At 54.4% G+C, this 20929-nt stretch carries 21 protein-coding genes; 8 read left to right on the top strand and 13 right to left on the bottom strand.

What is annotated here, in order from left to right:
- Positions 1–203: 203 nt before the first annotated feature.
- Positions 204–1100 (top strand): helix-turn-helix domain-containing protein, encoded by an 897-nt coding sequence (locus N0M98_RS30295; protein ID WP_259620109.1) that lies wholly within the window; start codon positions 204–206, stop codon positions 1098–1100.
- Positions 1101–1116: 16 nt separating this feature from the next.
- Here the strand turns inward: N0M98_RS30295 and N0M98_RS30290 are convergent, their stop codons facing one another.
- Positions 1117–3540 carry a S9 family peptidase gene (locus tag N0M98_RS30290; RefSeq protein ID WP_259620108.1) on the bottom strand — a complete coding sequence of 808 codons (2424 nt, stop codon included), beginning with the start codon at positions 3538–3540 and terminating at the stop codon, positions 1117–1119.
- A 76-nt stretch (positions 3541–3616) separates the two neighbouring features.
- Positions 3617–4852: an MFS transporter gene (locus N0M98_RS30285; protein ID WP_259620107.1), complete on the bottom strand. Its 1236-nt coding sequence runs from the start codon at positions 4850–4852 to the stop codon at positions 3617–3619.
- A 172-nt stretch (positions 4853–5024) separates the two neighbouring features.
- On the opposite strand from N0M98_RS30285, the gene N0M98_RS30280 reads away from it, so the two are divergent.
- Both N0M98_RS30280 and N0M98_RS30275 read left to right on the top strand, forming a co-directional pair.
- Positions 5025–5483, top strand: coding sequence for a MarR family winged helix-turn-helix transcriptional regulator (locus N0M98_RS30280; RefSeq protein ID WP_259620106.1), 459 nt, complete (start codon positions 5025–5027; stop codon positions 5481–5483).
- 37 nt (positions 5484–5520) lie between these two features.
- Positions 5521–6780: an MFS transporter gene (locus N0M98_RS30275; protein ID WP_259620105.1), complete on the top strand. Its 1260-nt coding sequence runs from the start codon at positions 5521–5523 to the stop codon at positions 6778–6780.
- Positions 6781–6994: 214 nt separating this feature from the next.
- On the opposite strand, the gene N0M98_RS30270 is transcribed toward N0M98_RS30275, so the two are convergent.
- The 3 genes from N0M98_RS30270 to N0M98_RS30260 all read right to left on the bottom strand — a co-directional run bounded on the left by N0M98_RS30270 (position 6995) and on the right by N0M98_RS30260 (position 11076).
- Positions 6995–8512 carry a LysM peptidoglycan-binding domain-containing protein gene (locus tag N0M98_RS30270; RefSeq protein ID WP_259620104.1) on the bottom strand — a complete coding sequence of 506 codons (1518 nt, stop codon included), beginning with the start codon at positions 8510–8512 and terminating at the stop codon, positions 6995–6997.
- Between the two features lie 102 nt (positions 8513–8614).
- Complete coding sequence (locus N0M98_RS30265; protein WP_259620103.1) at positions 8615–9637, bottom strand: nucleotidyltransferase domain-containing protein; 1023 nt, start codon at positions 9635–9637, stop codon at positions 8615–8617.
- Positions 9638–9642: 5 nt separating this feature from the next.
- Complete coding sequence (locus N0M98_RS30260; RefSeq protein WP_259620102.1) at positions 9643–11076, bottom strand: serine hydrolase domain-containing protein; 1434 nt, start codon at positions 11074–11076, stop codon at positions 9643–9645.
- A 155-nt stretch (positions 11077–11231) separates the two neighbouring features.
- Here N0M98_RS30260 and N0M98_RS30255 point away from each other — a divergent pair, with 155 nt between their 5' ends.
- Positions 11232–12563 carry an ATP-binding protein gene (locus N0M98_RS30255; RefSeq protein WP_375295569.1) on the top strand — a complete coding sequence of 444 codons (1332 nt, stop codon included), beginning with the start codon at positions 11232–11234 and terminating at the stop codon, positions 12561–12563.
- A gap of 33 nt (positions 12564–12596) precedes the next feature.
- Here the strand turns inward: N0M98_RS30255 and N0M98_RS30250 are convergent, their stop codons facing one another.
- Positions 12597–12836 (bottom strand): hypothetical protein, encoded by a 240-nt coding sequence (locus N0M98_RS30250; protein WP_259620101.1) that lies wholly within the window; start codon positions 12834–12836, stop codon positions 12597–12599.
- A gap of 205 nt (positions 12837–13041) precedes the next feature.
- On the opposite strand from N0M98_RS30250, the gene N0M98_RS30245 reads away from it, so the two are divergent.
- On the top strand, positions 13042–14049 hold the full coding sequence (locus N0M98_RS30245; protein ID WP_249864328.1) for an aldose 1-epimerase: 1008 nt from the start codon (positions 13042–13044) through the stop codon (positions 14047–14049).
- 131 nt (positions 14050–14180) lie between these two features.
- Here the strand turns inward: N0M98_RS30245 and N0M98_RS30240 are convergent, their stop codons facing one another.
- The 7 genes from N0M98_RS30240 to N0M98_RS30210 all read right to left on the bottom strand — a co-directional run bounded on the left by N0M98_RS30240 (position 14181) and on the right by N0M98_RS30210 (position 16631).
- Entirely contained in the window at positions 14181–14636 is a 456-nt protein-coding gene (locus N0M98_RS30240; protein WP_259620100.1) for an Hsp20/alpha crystallin family protein, read from the bottom strand.
- 43 nt (positions 14637–14679) lie between these two features.
- Entirely contained in the window at positions 14680–14892 is a 213-nt protein-coding gene (locus N0M98_RS30235; RefSeq protein WP_249864330.1) for a spore germination protein, read from the bottom strand.
- 29 nt (positions 14893–14921) lie between these two features.
- Positions 14922–15299, bottom strand: a complete 378-nt coding sequence (locus tag N0M98_RS30230; RefSeq protein ID WP_249864331.1) for a spore germination protein GerPE — start codon at positions 15297–15299, stop codon at positions 14922–14924.
- Positions 15300–15323: 24 nt separating this feature from the next.
- Positions 15324–15497, bottom strand: coding sequence for a spore germination protein GerPD (locus tag N0M98_RS30225; RefSeq protein WP_249864332.1), 174 nt, complete (start codon positions 15495–15497; stop codon positions 15324–15326).
- A gap of 1 nt (position 15498) precedes the next feature.
- On the bottom strand, positions 15499–16110 hold the full coding sequence (gerPC, locus tag N0M98_RS30220) for a spore germination protein GerPC (RefSeq protein WP_259620099.1): 612 nt from the start codon (positions 16108–16110) through the stop codon (positions 15499–15501).
- A gap of 72 nt (positions 16111–16182) precedes the next feature.
- Entirely contained in the window at positions 16183–16380 is a 198-nt protein-coding gene (locus N0M98_RS30215; protein WP_249864334.1) for a spore germination protein GerPB, read from the bottom strand.
- Positions 16377–16631, bottom strand: a complete 255-nt coding sequence (locus N0M98_RS30210) for a spore germination protein (RefSeq protein WP_249864335.1) — start codon at positions 16629–16631, stop codon at positions 16377–16379. Before N0M98_RS30210 ends, N0M98_RS30215 begins: the two co-directional genes overlap by 4 nt.
- A gap of 193 nt (positions 16632–16824) precedes the next feature.
- Between N0M98_RS30210 and N0M98_RS33810 the strand changes: the two genes are divergently transcribed.
- From N0M98_RS33810 to N0M98_RS30195, 3 genes are all read left to right on the top strand, one after another.
- Positions 16825–17067 (top strand): spore germination protein GerPD, encoded by a 243-nt coding sequence (locus N0M98_RS33810; protein ID WP_310944679.1) that lies wholly within the window; start codon positions 16825–16827, stop codon positions 17065–17067.
- Between the two features lie 222 nt (positions 17068–17289).
- On the top strand, positions 17290–19047 hold the full coding sequence (locus N0M98_RS30200; protein ID WP_259620098.1) for an ABC transporter ATP-binding protein: 1758 nt from the start codon (positions 17290–17292) through the stop codon (positions 19045–19047).
- Positions 19028–20851 carry an ABC transporter ATP-binding protein gene (locus N0M98_RS30195; protein ID WP_375295568.1) on the top strand — a complete coding sequence of 608 codons (1824 nt, stop codon included), beginning with the start codon at positions 19028–19030 and terminating at the stop codon, positions 20849–20851. Before N0M98_RS30200 ends, N0M98_RS30195 begins: the two co-directional genes overlap by 20 nt.
- Positions 20852–20929: the final 78 nt, after the last annotated feature.

The raw sequence follows: 20929 nt of genomic DNA, 5'->3' as shown, positions 1-20929 counted from the left end.
TGGGGAACAAGCGCCTCCATCTCGACCATTTGAAATAGTCGAGGTTGGGTGCCTTGGCGTTTGGAAACTAGCATAAGTTTTGGCCTCATTTCTCATCGATCAGTTCCATTTATTTTACCATTTCTATCGTGTCATGACTGTACAATGCCACTTTTTCACCACCCTTTTAAAGCTGCTCCAAAAAAGAAAGGAACGGAATCGATATGGATGCGCAATGGACGTTCCAAAGCATCACGAGCACCTTGCAGGTGACCGGCTGCCATTTTGGCATCAAGCCGCCCGGCTGGTCTTACCCGAAGTATCACCACCATCTGACCGAGCTGGTCTATTGCATCGACGGAGAAGTGACGCAGCAGATCGGACAGGAGAATGTCCTAATGAGACGGGGCGACTTGCTGCTGATCAAATCCGGAATCAAACATGCGACGCTCAACGGCGCTTCTATACCTTATGTGTTCTTCAATCTGCATTTCGACCTGGACGACTCGGATATGCGGCGCATTCTCGGCGCCGAGCCGTACCGGCGCATACCCGGGGATGCCGCCTCCAGCAGCAGAGTTCCCGGCTATATCGGCGAGCTGGAGCGGCTGCTGTGCCGGGGCATCGCCGATAGCCGAACGCGGGGCGCCGCTTCGGAGCAGCACGTGAGCTTGGACGCAGGGCAGCGGCTGGCCGTTCAGGCGCATACGCTGCTGCTCGTCAGCGAGGTCATGGACTTGCTCGGCCAGCCGGACGGACATGCGGAAGAGGCGGCCGGACCTGTGCCGGACGCCTCCCACTTCGCCGCCGATGTCGCCCATCGGATCGAAGATTTGCTGTCGCAAAACGTCTATTCGGATATTACCGTCGCGGAAATCGCCCAGGCGATGAATATGAGCCGTTATCAATGCTCCAAAGTATTCGCCCATGTCTACGGCGTCTCTCCCCGCCAGTTTCTCAGCCGGTTGAAGCTGAACGAAGCGAAGAAGCTGCTCGTGACGACGGACAAACCGGTTGCCGCCATCGCGGAGCTGCTCGGCTTCCACTCGGCGACTCATTTCTCGCGCCAGTTCAGGCGCTGGACCGGGCAAGCGCCGCAGCATTATCGCCCCAAGCAGTAACGGCTAGCGCTCAGCCTCATGGCTTCAGATGCATGCTGAGAAATTTCAGCAGCGCGTTGTAGAAGTCCATCCGGTTCTCATAATTTTGGAAGCCGTGGCCCTCGTCCGCTTTGATCATATAAGGGGAATCGATCCCCCGCTGCCGCAGCGCCATGACCATTTGATCGGATTCCTTCTTGCTTACGCGCGGATCGTTGACGCCTTGGGCAAAGAAGATCGGCGCCTTGATCTGGTCGGCATGGAGCAGCGGAGAGCTCGCCTCCAGCATCGCCTTATCCTTGTCGGGATCGCCGACCTGCCTGTACATGACCTGCCGGTCCGGCTCCCAATAAGCCGGCATCGAATTCAAGAACGTAAACATGCTGGAAGGACCTACATAGTCGACCGCAGCGACATACAAGTCCGGAGTGTAGGTAACGCCGGCCAGCGCCGCATAACCCCCGTACGACCCTCCGTAGATCGCGACCCGCTTAGGATCGGCGATGCCTTGGGCGATCAGCCAATTCACGCCGTCGGTGATGTCGTTTTGCATCGCCCGGCCCCACTCTTTATTGCCCGCGTTTAGAAACTTCTTGCCGTAGCCCGTCGACCCGCGGAAATTCATCTGCAGCACGGCGTACCCTCGGTTGGCGAGCAGCTGCACCTCCGGATCGAAGCCCCAGGAATCCCGCGCCCAAGGACCGCCGTGCGGCAGTACGACGACGGGCAGCTTGGCGCCCGCCGCTCCCTTCGGCAGCGTCAAGTAACCGTTAATCGTGTAGCCGTCGCGCGATGCGTAGCTGATCGGCTTCATCTCCGCCATATCGTCTTCATGTATCCACGGTTTGACGTCGGCGTATTTCTCGAGACTTTTAGTCTGACGGTCGTAGAAATAATACGCCCCCGGCGATTTGTCGCTGTAGGTGCGCAGCGTCACTTTTTTATCGGGAAGCGGATTGCCGACAATATAAAATTGCTGGTTCTCCGGAAGCTGCCCGGCAATATCCTTGTTAAGCCGCTCGAATTCCTCGTCCAAATAATGGTAGTGGACCTTATCCGTTTCGTATTCGACCGCCAGAATCGCCTGCTTCTTGTAGGATACGACGATATCCGTCACATCGGCGTCTGGATTTTCATAGATCGTATCGCCCATCGTCTTCGTATTCAGATTGAAGGCCACGAGCGCAAGCTTGTCCCGCCCGATATTCGAGAGAGCGAACAACTGTGAGTTATCGAACGAAAACATGATCGGGACGAAGGAATCCCCGAATTTCACATCGAGAATCGGCTCGAACGCCAGCGAAGTCGATTTGCGGTACAAAATTTGCGTGTCGGTGCCGACCGTGGCTTTCGCCAGCTTGACTTCCCCGTACAAATCCGTCATCCAACTCGTGATGTTGCCCGGGTTGTTCGCGACAATCTTGAATTCGCCCGTCTTGACATTGACCTCGTACACGTCGAACAACTGCTTGGACATATGGTTCAAAGAAATCAAAATGTCGTTCTCATGACCCGGAATATAAGATAAAGACTCCATGTACTGCGCCTTTTCTTTTTCAAACGGCGTCAAGTCCTTATCGGACGAACCGTCGGCGCTGACGGCATGAATATGATAATCCTCATCGCCGCCCCGATTCGTCATATAGAGCAGCGTGCTGTTATCGAACCAGAAGAAACCTGTGATATCGCGATCCTTGACCGTCGTGATGCGTTCCGCGTCCTCTTTCTCCTCGCCTTTCTTGTAGACGAAAATATGCTGCTGGTTATGATACTCCTTAAGCAGCGCCGTCCTCTTGCCGTCGGGCGACACCTGGTATCCGCCGAGCTCGGAGCCGCGCATGAAATCCTCCAGCGGAAGCTCTCCCCGCTCCGGCTCGCCGATCATAATGGCGCGGTACAAAAATAAGGCGAGCTGGGCTCTCGTCACCTTGTTCTTGGGCATAAACTCGATCTGGTCGGTCAAAAAATATTGCTTGAGCCGGATGATGTCCTTAAAATGACTCTCTCCCATCTCCGTTTCATCCTTGAACCAGACGTTCATGCCGTTGTCCTTCAGCTGAAACGCGCGAACCAGCAGGCTGGCCATCTGCTCGCGGGTCAGCGGCATGTCGGGGAAGAAGCGGCCTCCGTCTCCCTGGATGATTTTCTTCTCCGCCAAAGCGTTGACGGCAACCGCATATTCGCTAGTCTCCGGTACATCGGTAAAGCCTTGCAGCGAGGCGGGGTAGCCGAGCTTCAGCGCCTTGCTCAGCCAGAGCGCCGTAACGCCCCGCGTGACCTCCTCCTCCGGCTTGAACAAGCCGTCGCCGGTTCCCTGTATGATCCCCCTCTGCGACAATGCTTCAATTTCTTTGCTTGCGTAATGATCCTTCGGTACGTCCGCGTACCCTTGCGATGAAGCATTCGTTTCGGAAGCGCTTACCGGAAGCGCTGCGGCGCAAATCCAAATAATCGCTGCCATAAGGACGGATGCTGCTCGAAACAATCGGCTCTTCATTTTGACGGCTCCTTATTTTTAACAAATAATAGCAATACGCCTATACTATATCACCTGAGGAATCCGCCGGTAAATAGCGATTTTTGTACCGGACCATAAGCGCTATGCTAAGTAGAAAAGCAACGCAGATGAGCGCAAACGGGACGGCCGGATGAAGCGCATACGCCCAACCGCCGATCATTCCCGAAGGGGCGATGCAGATCAAAATCAGCACGGTCAGGATGGAGAATGATGCCGCCCGCTTCTCGTCGTCCAGTGAGTTGGCCACGGCCGCCTCCAAGTAGGCATAGGTCAATATCGAGCCCGACGCCGCAAGCACGGTGCTGAGAATAAGCCAGAACAAGCTGCCCGGACTTTGGAATATGAGGATGACGTTGGATAGCAAGGACAGCGCGAAGCCGCCGATCATATAGCGTACCGCATGCGCCTCCTTCAGCCTGGGAACCGCTTTGTACATCAACAGCAGCATGACGGCGGAAGTCACCGCGGGAAACAGCGAAACTGCAGCGGCGCCGACCTGCAGATGCTCGACGAGAAATAAAGACAGGAACGTATTTTTCATCGTCTGCTGAAATTGAAACAGGACGTACACGCAGAAAATAATCATCAGCGGCGCATTGGCAAACAATTCCTTCGTTACCTGCCTGTATTCCTTGAGGCTGCCCAGCAGACTTCCGTTCCGGCTCTCCTGCCGCTTGCGGACGCCCATCTCCGATTCCCGCGTAAACCGGTGCCTGCCGAAAAACATCGCCGTCATGCTGACAAAGGCGATCGCATACATCAGCCGAACCGCCGGAACCAGCGTCAAATGCTCAACCAGCAATCCCCCGAGCGGTGCAAACAAGCCGCCCACCACCGTGATCAGCTGCAGCACATTGAATACGTAGGAGCGTTCCTTCGGCTCCGTATCCTCTACCAAGAGGCAGTACCAGGCCGTATTCGGCACCTTGAGAAAGCTGTTGAATACGGCGGCCGCAATGAAAAACCATACGTTCTGGGCTATCGCCCACAGCAGCGTGGCGGCGCTCCAGCTGACGAGATCGTAAATGAGCAGCGCTCGCTTGCGGCCCATCGAATCCGTCAAGAAACCGCTCGCAAACGAAGTGAAAATTTGCAGTCCCAAACACAATGTCGTAATGTATCCGATCCCCTGGCCCGTAACCCCGAGCTCTCTCATATATAAAGCGGCATAAGGCAAATAACAGCTGTATGGCAAAATAAACAGCGGCTCGAACATCAGGCAGCCTCTGGCATTGCCCTGCAAACGCTTGAACATGATCCTCGCCCTCCCTTCCGTCGATCCCTTCTCTGACTCTATATTAAAAGGATATGGATAGCTTTGGAAAGGAAAATTTAACGGCGCAAAAAATAGTTGCATATCCAACAAACCCGCCCTTATACTAGGAGTCGATAGTGGCAAGTGCAACGATTATCACGGGAGGGGTCGAATGAACGATCCAAAGTATACGATTTCCCGCTGGGTCTCGCTGTTATACCGCTACGGGCAGATGTATATCGGCGACCGCTTGAAGCATCTGGATATCGGTCCTGGGCAGCATATTTTTCTTAACGCCTTGTACAAAGAGGACGGGCTCAGCCAAGAGGAATTATCCGGTTATCTGAAGATCGATAAAGGAACGACGGCCAAAGCGCTCAAGAAGCTGGAGGAGCAAGGCTACGTCTTGCGGCAGGTGCGCGATGAAGACAAACGCTCTTACCGCGTTTTCTTGACGGACAAGGCGCTTATGATCCGCGAAGAGGTCCGCTCGGTGCTGGCGGATTGGCGGGCGATCATTTACGAAGGCTTGACGGAAGAAGAGCAGCGGATGGCTCTGGGCATTTTGGAGAAGATGGGAACTAACGCCGCGAGATGGAATCCCGCCCAGGATAAGAACAACAACGAATAACCCGCTTTCGAGGGATGCTTACAGGAAGGTGACCCGCTTGAATATAAAGGCGATGGGCGAACGTGTGATCAACAATCATTTTCACGCCCTCACACATCAAAATTACCGTTATTTCTGGTTCGGCCAATGTATCTCGCTGATCGGCACGTGGATGCAAAACATCGGCCAATCGTGGCTCGTCTTGACGCTGACCGGCTCTCCGCTCTTGCTCGGACTTGTCGGCACGATACAGTTTTTGCCGATCACCTGCTTCTCGCTGTTCGCCGGAGCGCTGATCGACAAATTCCCGAAGAAACAAATTCTGATTGCCACTCAGACGATTTCCATGATTCTCGCCTTCGTCCTGGCCATCCTCGTCTTCACCGATACCGTTCGTTACGGCTACGTGATTACGCTGGCGTTTATTCTCGGGCTTACCAACACGTTCGATATGCCGACCCGGCAGTCGTTCAATATCGAAATCGTAGGCAAGGAAGACTTGATGAATGCGATCGCCTTGAACTCGACCACCTTCAATCTGGCGAGGATATTAGGCCCCTCTATCGGGGCTGTCATGATGGCGCTGCTCGGCCCCGGCTGGTGCTTTCTGCTCAACGGAGTGAGCTTCATCGCCGTTATTTACGGCCTGCTGCGCATCAAGACGACGCCTTACGTCAGGCAAAAGAAAAAGGATGTCGGCATTCTCAAGGAAATTAAGAACGGCATGGTCTACATATCGCGGGATAAGCGGCTGCTGCAGACGCTGCTGCTGTCCACGATTATCGGTACGTTCGCTTATAATTTCAGCGTGCTGATTCCCGTCTTTACCAAAAATGTGCTCCTCCTGCAGGAACGCACGTACGGGACGCTGATGTCCTGCCTGGGCGCAGGCTCGCTGATCGGCGCCCTCACCGTCTCGCTCCGCAGCAAGAAGGGGCCGAAGATGAAGGTTATTTTTGCCGCGTCGATGCTGATTTCGGTCTTCCTCTGCCTGACCGGGATGTCCCGTTCGCCGTATGGGGCCGGCTTGTTTCTGGCATGCACCGGCGTGTTTAACATTTTGTTCACCACCAACTGCAATTCGTCGCTGCAAATTTTCTCCAAGGACGAGTACCGGTCCAGGGTGATGAGCGTCTATTCGCTGGTATTCGCCGGATCTACGCCGGTCGGCAATCTGTTCGCCGGGTTCGTCGCGGACCGCTATGGCGCCGACGGTGCTTTCATCGCCTGCGGCATGCTCTGCCTGGTGCCGTGCCTGGCGATCATTCTGCTGTTCCGCAGCAAAAACCGCGACACCGAAAAACAGGCCGCAGTTTGACAGGATAGCGTCAAAACGAATAACAGCCCGAATGAATCCGCCGGATTCATCGGGCTGTTTGCCGTTTCCGGCGGCGCGGCATGATCGGAACGAAAGCGGCCAGCGCAGCCGCGATGCCGATGGCGACGATCAGCTCTACAGCTGTAACAGGCTCCATCATTTCCCTCCTTACAGGCATCCCTTCCTCGCATCGCCCACGCGCCTCGTCAGATTGTCACATGACGCTTTTGCGGATGACGAAATGCTCTTCCATCATCGTCCAAATGGCCGGGTCTTCCATGCCGAGCCGCCACAGCGCAATGCCTCTGATACCCAGCCGGTCGGCGAGGTCCATCTTGACCCGTATGCTCTGCGCATTCTCAAACCAGACTTCATGCTGATTGCCCGCTTCATCGGTATAAGCGAACATCGGCGTCTGAGTCTCTTGGTCGAACTGGACCTCGCGGTTATATTGGCGGGCCAAATCCATCGCCATCGCATAGGTGGCATACGTATTGCGCTTCGTCGTCAGATTGAAGTCGAAGCCGAACACGGAGACGGCGGCGGTAATTTTGCTCGCGGGCATTTTGGTCAGCGCATAATTGACCACCGTCTCCATCCAGCCGATGGAAACGACCGGTCCCGGGCCGCTGCCCGGCCATCCGTGCTCGTTATACAGCATCAGCACGACCTCGTCGGCGACGCTGCCGAGCACCGCGTAATCGAACGGATCGGAGAACGGATTCGTAGGCTCATCCGACGTTCTGGAAGGGACGTCCACGGAAAAATAATATCCCTGCTCCTTCAGCGCCCGCCCCAGCTCCCGGTAAAATGCGGATAACCGGAATCGGTCCTCGTAGTTGACGTCCTCGAAGTCGATGTTGACGCCGTCGAACGAATACGTCTCAATCAGCTGCAAAATGCTGGCGATAAACGCCGCCCGCGTCTGTTCGGTTTGCAGCATGCCGCCGATCACTTCTTTATTGGCGTTTTGATTGCCGCGCTCGTACAGCAGATTATGGACCGTAGGCAGCATTTTAATATTATGGCGATGCCCGAACGCGACTACCTCTTTCATGTAATCATCGGTAAAGGTTGCGGGAAATTTCTCGATTTGCGCCGGATCGTCGCGCAAAATCCGGAAATGGAACATCCCGACGTTGGACAAGTGAGCGGCCTGACTTGTGAACACTTCATGCGAGCTCGGCAGCGTAGGTCCCTCTTCCTCCGTGTAGAAGCCGAAAATCTCCTGCACGGGACGCTGTCCGTCATGCGGAACCAGACGCACCGCCGCTCCGAGCAGCCAGCCCAGGCGCCCGTCGAACAGCCGGACCTGAATCCAGTTTCCTACGATGCCTGTGACAGGCAGCCTCGCTCCTCTGGCCATTTCGGCTACCGCCGGAGCATCCGTGCTGGCATAGCCGCGCACATACAGCCCCTCTACATGAACGACAACCTCCGTATAAATCGGAATGATCAAGGTTTGCCCGATGTAGAGGGCGGAGGAAGTAAGCCGGTTCAGCATCATGACCGCTTCCGCGGTCGTATTGAACATTTTGGCGATGCCGTAGATCGTATCGCCGGCCTTGACCGTATACGTCACAGGCGCTGGAACGGGAATGTTGACGATTTGTCCCACATCCAGGGCCGGGGAAGCGAGCCGGTTCGCCTCCGTCAGCGCCTGAACCGTCGTACCGAACTTTTGGGCGATCGAGTACAATGAGTCTCCTTGTTGAACGACATATTGAATCACTTTGGTTATCCCCTTTATGCAGCTTCTTACTCTTATGCTATTCAGAGAGCCCAAATAAGGGGAGCGATAAAGGAAAATTTTTTTGCCGCAATGCGGCGGCCGTCAAGAACGGCCGCTGACGCCCGCCCGTTCCGGCTCCGCAAGCCGGCTGCGAATCTCGGCATATTGCTTGATCCATCGGTGCACCTCGTCCGCCGTGATGTCCCCGAAATCGAGGAACCGGTGCAGCTGCGGATACGATTCGGCAAACTCGGCCGTATCGTACGGATTCCGCCGGCCGCCGCTCAGCTGCATCCGGTGAACGCAATATTTGTACACGTAGACGATGCTCCGGTCATGCCCCCATTCCAGATTCCCATCCACCGCGTGCTCCAAAAAGACCGGCGTATTGCTTCCCCAGCTCGCTTCGGCTATAGCGAAGATAGCCGACTGAGCCTGAAGCAGCCGTTCCTTCAATTCCTTGTGCGGACGGTTCAGACCGAACGCCTCCACGAACAGATCATACAACGGCCGCAGCTGCGTCCGTCCCGGAGCTTCCGAATTTTTCTTCAAAAAATAGATCGTCCGGTTTTGGCTGCGCGGCAAAATGCGGTAATGCCAGTAGGAAGCGAGCAGCAAGAAGTTCAGACCGATTCGCAGGTGGCCGGCCGCGCCGCCCACCTCTCCCGCTTCCGCCAGTTCCCGGGCGTCGCCGAGCCGCAGATCGGCCTGCTGCAGCGCTTCCTCTTGCTTCAGCGCCGCAACATCGTCATGAAACAGATAGGTGTCGTAAATCTGCTTGAATTCTTCGAGCATATTCTCCGGATCGTAGACGATGCGGCACCGGTAAATTTGAATCGGAAATGCGAGCAACGACTTGTCCGGCTGCCTAAACCCGCGGATGAACTCTGCCATCCTGCTTCGGGTAATTTGAATAATTTCCACGCCCATATCGTCGATATAATTAAAATGCTGGTATTGATCCATCCGCTGTTCCACGACAAGGCAAAGCTCCAGATCGGAATGCTTCCACATCTGTCCTCTGCCGATGCTTCCTCCGATTGCAACGGCGGCTACGTTCGGATGGCCGCGAAAGGAACCGGCGATCCGGTTCGCCGTTTGGACCAGCTGCGCTTTCCAATGCATACGGGTTATCGCTCCTTTGTTCCTGCCAGTAAGATCGGCTCGCCGACATCAATTTTGTTGACTTGATGCCGTATTTGAATCGATACGCGGTCCCCGGCGAATTTGCAGACCGCATGAATGATAAAGGGCGTCTCAATGCGGCGCCACTCCATCTCGAACGTATCGGCCTCAAGCCATTGACCGCTCGCCGCCATCATCGGATAGGAATCGAGAGGACTCCGCTCTATCGCCCAGCGGCCCATTCCGCATTGAATCTGATGCTCGCCTGCGCCGTTCGTGTAAGCGATGCGGCATAAATCCGGCTCAAACCGGAACGAGATGGTCTTATAATGGTCGTTGGCATCCATAACGTAGGTTGCCCCGGACACCTTTGCGGCTGTATCCGTTTTCAAATCGGATTGCAGCGGAGCGTAAGCCAGCGATTGCGCCGTGTCGGTCATAATGCCGTATTGTTCGTCGTCAGGCGGAAGCTCGCCTTGCTTCATTCCCGGCAGGAGATGCGTCCAGACCAGATCCAGTACGTCCTGGAGGTTTTTCCGCACTCCGGACGTAATCGCAATGACCGCCTCTTGCTCCGGCAGCACGACGCAGAACTGCCCGTAAGCCCCGTCGCCTCTATAGGCCCCATGGCGGCATATCCAGAACTGATAGCCGTAGCCCTGCTTCCAGTCGCTCTCTCCGCCGTCTCCGTTAGCGACATGGCGCGAGGTCGCTTCCTTGACCCAAGCCTTGGGCAACAGCTGTGCGCCTTCCCACTGTCCTTGCTGCAAATACAGCTGGCCGAACCGGGCGATGTCTTCCGTCATCAGGCTGAGCCCCCAGCCTCCCGCATGAATGCCGCGCGGGCATGTTTCCCATTCGGCTCCGTCAATGCCCAGGGGCGCAAGCAATCTCGGTTGCAAATAGTCGAGCAGCGGCTGCCCCGTAACCCGCTGAATAATGGCCGACAGCATATAGCTCGCCCCGCTGTTGTATACAAAGCGAGTGCCCGGCTCATGCTCCACCTCCAGACTCAGGAACGATTGGACCCAATCCCCGTCCTCCGCCCCTCTTAAACGTCCCATCGTATCTTCGGCATGCCCCGTCGACATGGAGAGCAGATGCCTTACCCGCATCGCCCGCATATTCGGGCCGTCGTTCAAGCGCTTCTCCGGAAAGAAGGAGATCACCGCGTCGTCGACAGTCAGCAGCCGTTCGGCAACGGCGAGTCCGATCGCCGTCGACGTAAAGCTTTTGCTCAAGGAAAACAGCATATGCCGCAGCGCAGAATCGTAGGGACGCCAATGAGCTTCAGCCGCCACTCGTCCGTACCTTAGCAGCATGAAGCTGTGCAGACCGGTCGGACTGTCGCTTGCCGCTTTCATAAAATCAGTGACGGATGAGGGAGCTATGCCGACCGACTCGGGTCTGACGCGTAGAAGAGGTCTGGAAAGTGCCATGAACGAACCACTCCTTATGAATTGGATTAAAGAGTTTCCATTATACCCGAGCAAAAGGAAAACAGCTACAAATTTCTTGAGAGATCGCCTTTGCCGATCCTCTCTCTGCCTAACATCCCCGGACCAAAAAAAAGGGGAAGGCGGTGCGGCGTCGAATGATTCTATGTATGGTCGCGAAGCTTATCAATGGACGGTGGGGCGGTTTGATCATTTTATTAAAAAATATGATGCTGCAGCTGTTTTTTGCGCTCATTCCCTTCGTGTCGTTCAACATCTATTACCGGGATAAACTGACAAACTACAGCCGGTCGTTCATTACGGTCACCAGCTCCATCTGTCTGCTGGTATCGATGACGTTCGCCAACAGCGTCGTGGACGGGGTCATTTTCGATATCCGTTATGTCATCGTTTTTTTCGGGCTTGTGTTCGGGGGGACGTTCACAGGGGTCGTGCTGCTGGCGGAATTCGTGCTCTACCGGTTATACCTCGGGGGCGAAGGCACATGGGTCGGTATGCTGATTCTCCTCTGTGTATTTTTCATCTCTTTGCTGCTGAGCAGACTGTACCGCACGACAACCCGCCAGACGCTCGTCACCGCTACCGCCGGATGTCTGTTCTCGCTGATTCCGTTGGCGCTTGCGTATGCGTTCTTCCCTCATTATGTCACTGCTCATTGGATTTTCCACATTTTGGCTATTCCGGTTCAAAATTTGCTCGGCATCCTGCTGCTTATGTCCTTGTTCAGCAAGTCCGTATCGGATAAAGACATGTTCATCAAGCATGCCCGCAACGAGAAAATTGAGGCTATGAGCCATGTCGCCGCCTCCCTCGCCCATGAAGTGCGCAACCCGCTCACCGCGGTCAAGGGCTTCCTGACACTGATGAGCCGAAATCCGCACGACCCTCATAAGACCGAGCAGTACATCCGGATCAGTCTCGACGAAATTCAAAGAACCGAGTCCATTCTTTCGGAATATTTGGCCATTACCAAACCGTTTACCGAACGGAGAGAGCGAGTGGATCTGTCCGAGCAGCTGCAGGCCGTTTATAATGTCATGACCCCGTATGCCACTATGTATAATGTAGAATTGATCCTTCGCGACGCAGAGCCCGAACCGGCTCCAGGATCGTTTCATGTGCTTGCCAATCCCGATGAAATCAAGCAGCTGCTCGTCAATTTTGTCAAAAACGCCGTCGAAGCCTGCTCCGACACGCACGGGGGCCGAGTGATTCTCAAGCTGAAGGCCGAGGAGAAATCCGTCAAGCTTCTGATCAAGGACAACGGCGCCGGGATGAGCGAGGAGCAAATCAAACGGCTGGGCTCCATCTATTTCTCGACCAAATCCAACGGCACAGGGCTCGGCCTCACCTATTCCTATCAAGTCATTCATGCCATAGGGGGGCAAATTTCCGTGTCGAGCAACCCTCTGGCCGGGACCGCCTTTATCATTACTTTGCCCGCAGCCGGGAAAGGAGAAAGCGGATGACGGCGGCATTAGCATGGCAGCGGGAGAACGGCGTTACGCCATAGCGGAATGCAGCGTTTGCTTTTTAATCTGCAGGGAGGATTGCATCGCTTGCTTGCGGAGGAGAACGGAGCGAGTCTTGGCGTCCGCGGTAAAAAAAGCGTCCGAACGCGCGAGAGCGCACAGCGCATGTTGAGCCGCTTCGCACGCCATTTGCTCGGATTGCAGCAAATACAAGCACGCGCCGTAGCAATCAGGCTCGTGCTGTCTTAACAAGGTTATGCGTTCCTTCATATCCATCATGGCTCACCGACTTGTCGTAGTCATTGCTACCTCTATTGTATAACGCCTCTCGCTGATGAATAGTACTATATTGATCTAGTACCCTTGCCGTCGGGGATTTCGTTTCCCTTTTCCCTACATATTTGTATGGTTTCAAAAGGGCCCGTTATGGTATGCTGAAGTAGCAATATTTACCTAATGAAAACAGGAGGCATATATGGTCACGACTGAATCCAACGCATATGAGGGGCTTTACCAAGGAGAACGGGCCATCTGGCTGACATACGGCCGATATGAAGCGGCGGTCCTTCCCGAAATCGGCGGCAATCTGATCGCTTTCCGCGATACGGACAAGCAGTACCGTTTCCTGCATGAACCGACTCCCGAGGAGATGGAATCCTTTAAAGAAAAGCCGATCATTCACGGCATTCCTGTACTGTTCCCTCCCAACCGGTACGAGGACGGCAAATTTCCCTGGAACGGCAAATGCTACGAGTTTCCGGTGAATGAACCGAGCACAGGCAACCATCTGCACGGATTTTTGCATAATATTCCTTGGTCGGTAGAGCACTTTGGCGCAGACAAGGCGGCAAGCCGCGTTACGCTTGTCCAGAAGGTGGACGCAGAGCATCCGGTTTACCGCTATTTCCCTCATGAATTTACGATACGCCTTAGCTACACCTTATCCGAGCTCGGGCTTCAGCAGCAGGTCGCGGTGCGCAATGACGGCGGTGAATCCATGCCTTGCCTGCTCGCCTTCCATACGTCGATCAACGCGCCTTTCGCGACCGGCAGCACGGCGGCCGATTACCGCTTTACCATGACTACCGGCCAGCGCTGGGAGCTAAACGAACGAATGCTGCCGACCGGGCGCTATCAGGAGCTTACACCGGATGAAGAGCGAATGAAGTCGACCGGCATTTCGCCGTTCTTCGAAGCGATGGACAATCATTACACGGCTGTGCCGCAGCAAGGGCGCAACCGGATGGAACTTACGGACACCCGCGCCGGGGTTACGCTGGTATATGACGTAGGCACGGCGTTCAAGCATTGGATGATCTGGAACAATAATGCGACGGAAGGGTTTTTCTGCCCGGAACCGCAAATTAATCTGGTGAACGCCCCTTCGGTTCAGCTGCCTTCCGAGCAAATCGGATTGTTCGCGCTGGAACCGGGTGAAATTTGGGAAGCGTCCGGACGTCTGTACTGCATTAGCCGCGCTTAGCCGGAACAAGCCGGGGAGCGGCCGCCCGGCATTTGACGAACGGGAAGAAAAAAGAAGCTGCATCCTGATTGCTGGCTTGCCTAACAGCCGGGACGCAGCTTTCATATGACTTTTACGTACGCTGTCCACGGTTACATAAACCGGATATCCACTTCCCGAAACTGCTCATCCATATCATCCTTGCGAATATGTATTTGCAGGATGCCTTCCTTATACACGGCTTTGCAGCTGGACGGTATGACAAGCTGGGGCAGTCGGATCAGCTGAATCCCATGCTCGCCCTTATACTCTATCTTCATCTGCCTCGGAGCGACGTAGACTTTCAATTGCTTGGCCGTGTTCGGGTCCGGAACCTGAATGTTCACCCGGACATGCTGATGCGTTTCCTCGATTTCCGTCTGATAAGGGCCGGTGCGGGCGGTATAGTCGGTATTCGGAAGCGTCTGCTCCAATACGTTGCGAACATAGTCCTCCACCCAGGTCGGAGCCCCTCTCCACTGCTGGGACAGCTCATTCATTTGGCTGCCGAACGACTGCTCGAATTGCTTCCAGTCGAAGCCGTTTAACGGATTATGATTTTTATCCATCAGGGAGTCCCCTTTCACCCGTGATGACTCGCGAAAATGAAGATTAAACCGCAACGGTCGGCTGATCCAGCAATGCCGCATCCGATACGTTGTTAATGCTCACTCCGTTTAACGTGTTGACCACATTGCCCGTATTGCTCCCGCCTTGTCCGCTAACCTGCTTGGAATTGGTCGTCGGCGAAATGCTGAGCGTATCTCCGAAATTCACCGTACCGGAGTTGCTGTTGATGTTGACCGACTGTACGATAGCTGGCAAGTGAGCCCCCTCCCGTCCTGTTCAACCCGTCATACGGGTCTTTCTCTCAGTAGATGCCGGATATGTTTAATGCGTGACTGGGCTTTCAAGCTTTGGCTCGAACCGATATGAACGATGGCGGATGCCGACGTAAGAAACACATTGACCTTGCGGACGGTAATATTGGGGCACATGTTAATGCGGTTCATAATAAGCGGCTCCCGCGGGTCCGGCGGAATGAGCGGCTGGTAAAATATATTATAATCGGCGAAATCGAATTCGCTCTCCAGAAAGATCGCTTTCTCCCGCTGAACCGCGATCGTATAATTGGAGGGAGAAAGCCGCTCCGTATCGCCGACCTCCAGAGCCGTCACATCCCCCACCGTATTGACATGAAGCGTTCCGACGCAAGATATTCTCTGCTGCATGCCTGCTTCGCCCCTCTCGCTGATTTATCCGATAATCGGGATGGTCACTCCGATGATCACCTTCTCGGGAGGCGTATCGAACGCGCTGGACAAAGCGATGCTCCGGATATCTCCTATCATAAAAGTAGACGAAGTGCTCACATACGTAACGTCTGCATAGTCCACGACGAGTTCGCCGTTAATAACGGTAAATTCCATCTCAGTTCCAGTCCCCCTTTTTGGGCAAATTTTGAATAAACGCCTCAAATGTCTTCTCTATATCCCGTTTCACTTCTTCGATAATCGCTTCCTGTACGTTTTCGGATGAATCCGGGTATTTGCTCAAATAATAGCGGATACGTTTGTCGATTTGCTTGCGGACGTCCTCGACAATAAATTTGCGGTAAGGCTCATCGAGCGGATAACGGTATTGACGTTCAATCGATTGAAGAACCCTGTACGCATCGGAGTTTAAATAATCGCCGACCTGCTCTTGGATGTCCTGAAACATTTGCTCGTTTTGCGGCTCCGCCTGATCCGGCGTTTGCAGCGTCTGCCCGACGGTGAATTCATCGATGGACGAATCGTCCTTGCCGGGATTCGGATTCAGTCCGATGTTGAGCGTCCCTTCCAGTTTCTCCACTTTGAACAGATCGAAACGGTATTCGTTGCGGATCACGGGGGGCTGCGCGGGTTTGCTTTTCAATTCCTTGATTTCCTTATCCATCTCTTGAATTTTAGCGTTCATTTGCTCGATTTGCTGGCTCTGAACATTCAAGCATTCTTGAATCTGCTGCATATAACGCATCAAATCCGGGTTCAAGTAGTACATATCATTCAACCTTTCCCGCAATAATCGCTTGGAGACCGCCTCTCGATCGAGCATAATTAACGATGCTTATAGCTATATTCTCGGTTCCGACAAAGGGATAAAAGGAATCGGTCCCGCGGCGGGCGCGGGCCCGGTGAAGCCTCCCGTATTGTAGAGATGGGAGACAGGCTTGATAATGCCCGCGCTGCCGATTTGCAGCACCGATGAATTTGAGATCGCATCCACTTTGAACGTATGGATGACGATATGTTGCTGAATGAAGAAATTCATTTCCTTTTATCCTCCTCCCGGACCCCTTGATCTGACTGGCGGCGGCTGACATTCAGCTGCTCGAATGCTTCGGAACCGTACACATTGATGACGCTGGGCAAGTTGTTGATATTCAACGTATCGCCGGAATTGAACGATCCTCCTCCGGCATATGTTTTACTATAGGTGGTGGGAGCGATGGTTCCGACGTCGCCTACATTAAACACACCGTTGACAGCATTGACGTTGATAGCACCCACAATGGCCGGCATACACGACATCCTTTTGGACCTTTAGAGGAACGCAGCGCTCCTTCTCTCGCGGAGTACGCCCGTTCCCTGCAAGGGCGGTAAAAGTGATTCGGACAGCAGGGCAGCCTGGCCTGATCCCCGGTATAACGTCCTTAATGTATTTTATGACTCAGGTTTCCATGTATTCATCCATTTGCAAAGGAGAGAACGAACAATGAAGATGACCGTGAACAATAAATGCATTCATGTAGGAAATATCAAAGTCGGCGGGGTCGGCAGCGCGTCCGTCTTTCTGATCGGAGATGCCGAAGTCATAACAAGCACCTCCTATTTCGACACGCCCGCCGATTCTCTCGTATACAGCCCGAATATTCCCCTTTATCCGTTAAATCTGAACCCGGCCCGGGAAACGGAACTAACGAAGAATAGCCGTAAAAAGGAGATAATGGAAGAATGATGGGGATTCTATTCTTATTCTCCGGCTATCGCGGGAAAAACAACTGCTGGCGTAGGCTGAACGCAGATGAAATATTTAGGTTGCCGAAGTATAATTGAACAATACGTCTACCGATGAAGCTCGCGGGCATCATTTTCAACCGCTTGACGCTTTGCCGCTTTACCGGGAAGAACGATCTGCAGCGGCTCATCGGGGCGAACAAACTAACAGGATGTGGAGTTATTGAAAGATCGGCGATTGCTATCGGATTATGTCAAAGCTCACTGGTATTTTTACGTGCTGGCCCTTCTGTTCATCAGCATTGCAAACATCACACAGTCCTACTATCCCAAAGTACTCGGGGACTTCACCGATCAGCTGCAATCGGACGGCATTACAGTGGCGGTCATCGAAGATTACAGCTTGATGCTGCTGGCTATCGGGCTGATCTACGGAATTTTGGTCGGAGTAGGCCAATACACGGTCATGCGGCTCGGACGACGCTTTGAATTTTTCACGCGCAGGCGCCTGTTTCGCCATTTCACCGCGCTCAGCGAAAACTATTACTCCAAAAACGGAATCGGGCGGCTGCTCAGCTATGTCATGAACGATGTCACAAGCGTCAGGGAATCGATCTCGATCGGCTTCAACCAAACGACGAACGCCGTCATCCTGCTTGTGTCCGTTATCGTGATGATGGCGCTGAGCGACATTCCGCTGTACTTGATCGGGACCTGTATTATCCCCTTGCTCGCCATTCCGGTCGTCGTCGTCTATTTCGGACCGGCCATTCGCAATCGATCGATGAAGGTTCAAGAATCTTTGGCCAAAATGACCGAATCGGCGGAAGAACAGTTCGGAGGAATCCGGGTCACGAAAAAGTTTGCGGTTGAGAGCATCATGAGGAACCGGTTCGGCCAGACGGTCGACGCGATCATTGAAAACCAGCTGCGGCTCGTAAGAATGTCGTCGTTGTTTCAGGCGGTGCTGCCGTTTCTCGGAGCGTTGTCGCTGATCGTCTCGATCTTGTTCGGCGGTTATTTGACCATTCAGCATCAAATTTCTTTGGGAAATTTCGTCTCATTGACCTTGTACTTGCGTATGATGGTTAACCCGCTGCAACAAATTGGCAACGTTATCAACACGATGCAGCGGTCGCGCGCCTCTCTGGAGAGAATTAACAACCTGCTTGCCGTGCAGGCCGATATTCAGGAAAATCCGCAGGCCAAGCCGCTGCAGCTGCAATCGGCAGGCATCCGCATCAAAGGTTTAACGTTTGCATACCCGGATTCGTCCAAGGCGGCGCTGCGCGATATTGATCTGACAATTGCTCCCGGGAAAACCGTCGGCATTATCGGCAAAACCGGCAGCGGCAAAACGACGCTGGTGAAGCTCTTGCTGCGGATTTACGATCCGCCCGCAGGAACGATCCAGATCGGGAATGAGGATATCCGCACGATTACGCTGGAAAGCTTGCGCAGCGATATCGCTTACGTGCCGCAGGACGGCTTCTTGTTCAGCACGACGATTCGCGACAATATCGCCTTCCATCGGCGGGATACCGCCTTCGAGCATGTAGCCAAAGCTTCCAAGCAGGCGCAAATTTACGATAATATTATGGAGTTCCCCGACCAGTTCGAAACGAAGCTCGGGGAGCGCGGCGTCACTTTGTCCGGAGGACAGAGACAGCGGACCAGCCTGGCCCGCGGCTTCATTAAGAACGCGCCGATTCTGATCCTGGACGACAGCGTAAGCGCGGTAGACGCCGTAACCGAAACCAAAATTATCGAAAACCTGCGGCTGAACCGCAAAAATAAAACGACGATTATTATCGCGCATCGCATTAGCGCCATTAAGCATGCCGATGAGATTATCGTCATGGATGAGGGAACGATCGTGCAGCGAGGAACTCACCATCAGCTGATGGCCGAGGACGGGATTTACGCGAAGCTCTATTCCATCCAGGAGGAGGGAACCCGTTATGCCGAAGGAAATCGGTAATATGAAGCCGCAGGACGAGATCAGCAGCGCCTATAACGTCAGCAAGGAAGATCGGCGGGCCGCTTTCCGCGCAACGCTCGCTTACGCGAAGCCGCATCGCTGGAAGTTCCTGATCATCTTCTGCTGTACGATGCTCGTCATCGCCGCCGATTTGCTCCAGCCTTACCTGGTGAAAATCGCCATCGACAACAACCTGCTGATCGGCAAAAACGATTTCAGCATGCTGCTGCTCATCTGCGGCGTCTATCTGGCGCTCTCCGTTATCAGCTTGGTGTTCACTTACGTGCAGAACAATCTGCTGCAGTATACGGGCCAGAGCATCGTCGGCCGCATCCGCAAAGAGCTGTTCGAGCATATTAGCAAGCTGTCGATGCCGTTCTTCGACCGGTTCCAGAGCGGCTCGCTGGTAACGCATGTATCCAGCGATACGGAATCGCTGAACCAATTTTTTACGCAGGTATTCTTGAGCCTGATCCGCGACGGGATGACCCTGGTCTTCATCATCCTGATGATGTTCCATCTCGATCCGGTGCTGGCGGGCTACAGCATGATTCTGCTTCCTATCATTGCCGGCATCGCTATCGGCTTCCGCTCGTATATGCGCAAGACGTATCAAATTACGCGCACCCAGCTGTCGCGCCTGATTGCCTTCATCGCGGAAAATTTGGCGGGCATGAACCTGATCCAGGCGTTCCATCAGGAGAAAGAGCAGGAGAAGCGGTTCACGGACCAGAACACCCGGTATTACCGGGCCAACCTGCGGGAAATCCGCACCAACGTGCTGTTTAACCGCTCCTTCGACATTTTGGGCAACTTGTCCGTCGCCTTCCTGACTTGGATCGGCGGGCTCGCCGTATTTCATCATACGATCGAGTTCGGGGTGCTGTACGCTTTTATTACGTACATCCGGCAGTTTTTCCAGCCGATCAACTCCATCACCCAGCAGTGGAATACGCTGCAGTCGACGACGGTGTCGATGGACCGGCTGCACCGGATTTTCTCCGTTCAGCCGGACATTCAAGATTCGGAGACACCGGCTAAGATCGACCTTGCCGAGGTGAAGGGACGCATCGACTACAATCACGTGCAATTCGGGTATCAGGACGGCATTCCGGTCATCCAGGATCTCGATCTGCATATTAGGCCGGGCGAAATGATCGGCATTGTCGGAACGACCGGCGCAGGCAAAAGCTCGTTGATGAGCCTTCTGTGCCGCTTCTACGACGTCAAGCAGGGCAGCATCCAGATCGACGGCACGGATATCCGCGACATTCCGCAGCATACGCTGCACCGGATGATCGGCCTCGTGCAGCAGGAGCCGTTCCTCTATTCCGGCACTATCGTCGACAACGTCCGCTTATTCGACGAATCGATCACGCGCGAGCAGGTCATCGAGGCTTGTACGTTCGTCGGCGCGGACTCGCTGATCAAGCGGCTGAAGGACGGCTATGATACGAAGCTGTCCGAGCGCGGCAGCGGGCTGTCCGCCGGGGAGCGGCAGCTGATCTCCTTCGCCCGCATCGTCGTCTTCCAGCCGAAAATTCTTATACTCGACGAGGCGACGGCCAATCTCGATTCGCAGACCGAGCAGCTCGTTCAATCCGCGCTGCAGGTCGTATCGGCGGGCCGCACGACGCTCGTCATCGCCCACCGGCTGTCGACGATCATGCAGGCCGACCGCATTATCGTAATGCGTCAAGGGCAGATCGTGGAGCAGGGCAATCATACGCAGCTGCTGGAGAAGCAAGGCTACTACAATCAGCTGTACAAACATTCACAGGGTAAAATGGCGGCGGGCACCTAGTGCGGGTGTCTGGCGCCGGCCGCCGGTTCGCGTTATGTCGGTTCGAGCTGTGCACGATGGCTTGCCCCTAGTAAGAGG

The organism is Paenibacillus doosanensis, assembly GCF_025060755.1.
In the GTDB taxonomy this organism is placed as follows: domain Bacteria; phylum Bacillota; class Bacilli; order Paenibacillales; family NBRC-103111; genus Paenibacillus_S; species Paenibacillus_S doosanensis.
This window is presented reverse-complemented; position numbering and strand designations above follow the sequence as displayed.

Coding starts and splice junctions, on each gene's coding strand:
- N0M98_RS30295 (WP_259620109.1), top strand. CDS start 204: ATGGATGCGCAATGGACGTTCCAAAGCATCACGAGCACCTTGCAGGTG.
- N0M98_RS30290 (WP_259620108.1), bottom strand. CDS start 3,540: ATGGCAGCGATTATTTGGATTTGCGCCGCAGCGCTTCCGGTAAGCGCT.
- N0M98_RS30285 (WP_259620107.1), bottom strand. CDS start 4,852: ATGTTCAAGCGTTTGCAGGGCAATGCCAGAGGCTGCCTGATGTTCGAG.
- N0M98_RS30280 (WP_259620106.1), top strand. CDS start 5,025: ATGAACGATCCAAAGTATACGATTTCCCGCTGGGTCTCGCTGTTATAC.
- N0M98_RS30265 (WP_259620103.1), bottom strand. CDS start 9,637: ATGCATTGGAAAGCGCAGCTGGTCCAAACGGCGAACCGGATCGCCGGT.
- N0M98_RS30260 (WP_259620102.1), bottom strand. CDS start 11,076: ATGGCACTTTCCAGACCTCTTCTACGCGTCAGACCCGAGTCGGTCGGC.
- N0M98_RS30255 (WP_375295569.1), top strand. CDS start 11,232: ATGATTCTATGTATGGTCGCGAAGCTTATCAATGGACGGTGGGGCGGT.
- N0M98_RS30250 (WP_259620101.1), bottom strand. CDS start 12,836: ATGAAGGAACGCATAACCTTGTTAAGACAGCACGAGCCTGATTGCTAC.
- N0M98_RS30245 (WP_249864328.1), top strand. CDS start 13,042: ATGGTCACGACTGAATCCAACGCATATGAGGGGCTTTACCAAGGAGAA.
- N0M98_RS30240 (WP_259620100.1), bottom strand. CDS start 14,636: ATGGATAAAAATCATAATCCGTTAAACGGCTTCGACTGGAAGCAATTC.
- N0M98_RS30230 (WP_249864331.1), bottom strand. CDS start 15,299: ATGCAGCAGAGAATATCTTGCGTCGGAACGCTTCATGTCAATACGGTG.
- N0M98_RS30225 (WP_249864332.1), bottom strand. CDS start 15,497: ATGGAATTTACCGTTATTAACGGCGAACTCGTCGTGGACTATGCAGAC.
- gerPC (WP_259620099.1), bottom strand. CDS start 16,110: ATGTACTACTTGAACCCGGATTTGATGCGTTATATGCAGCAGATTCAA.
- N0M98_RS30215 (WP_249864334.1), bottom strand. CDS start 16,380: ATGAATTTCTTCATTCAGCAACATATCGTCATCCATACGTTCAAAGTG.
- N0M98_RS30210 (WP_249864335.1), bottom strand. CDS start 16,631: ATGCCGGCCATTGTGGGTGCTATCAACGTCAATGCTGTCAACGGTGTG.
- N0M98_RS33810 (WP_310944679.1), top strand. CDS start 16,825: ATGAAGATGACCGTGAACAATAAATGCATTCATGTAGGAAATATCAAA.
- N0M98_RS30195 (WP_375295568.1), top strand. CDS start 19,028: ATGCCGAAGGAAATCGGTAATATGAAGCCGCAGGACGAGATCAGCAGC.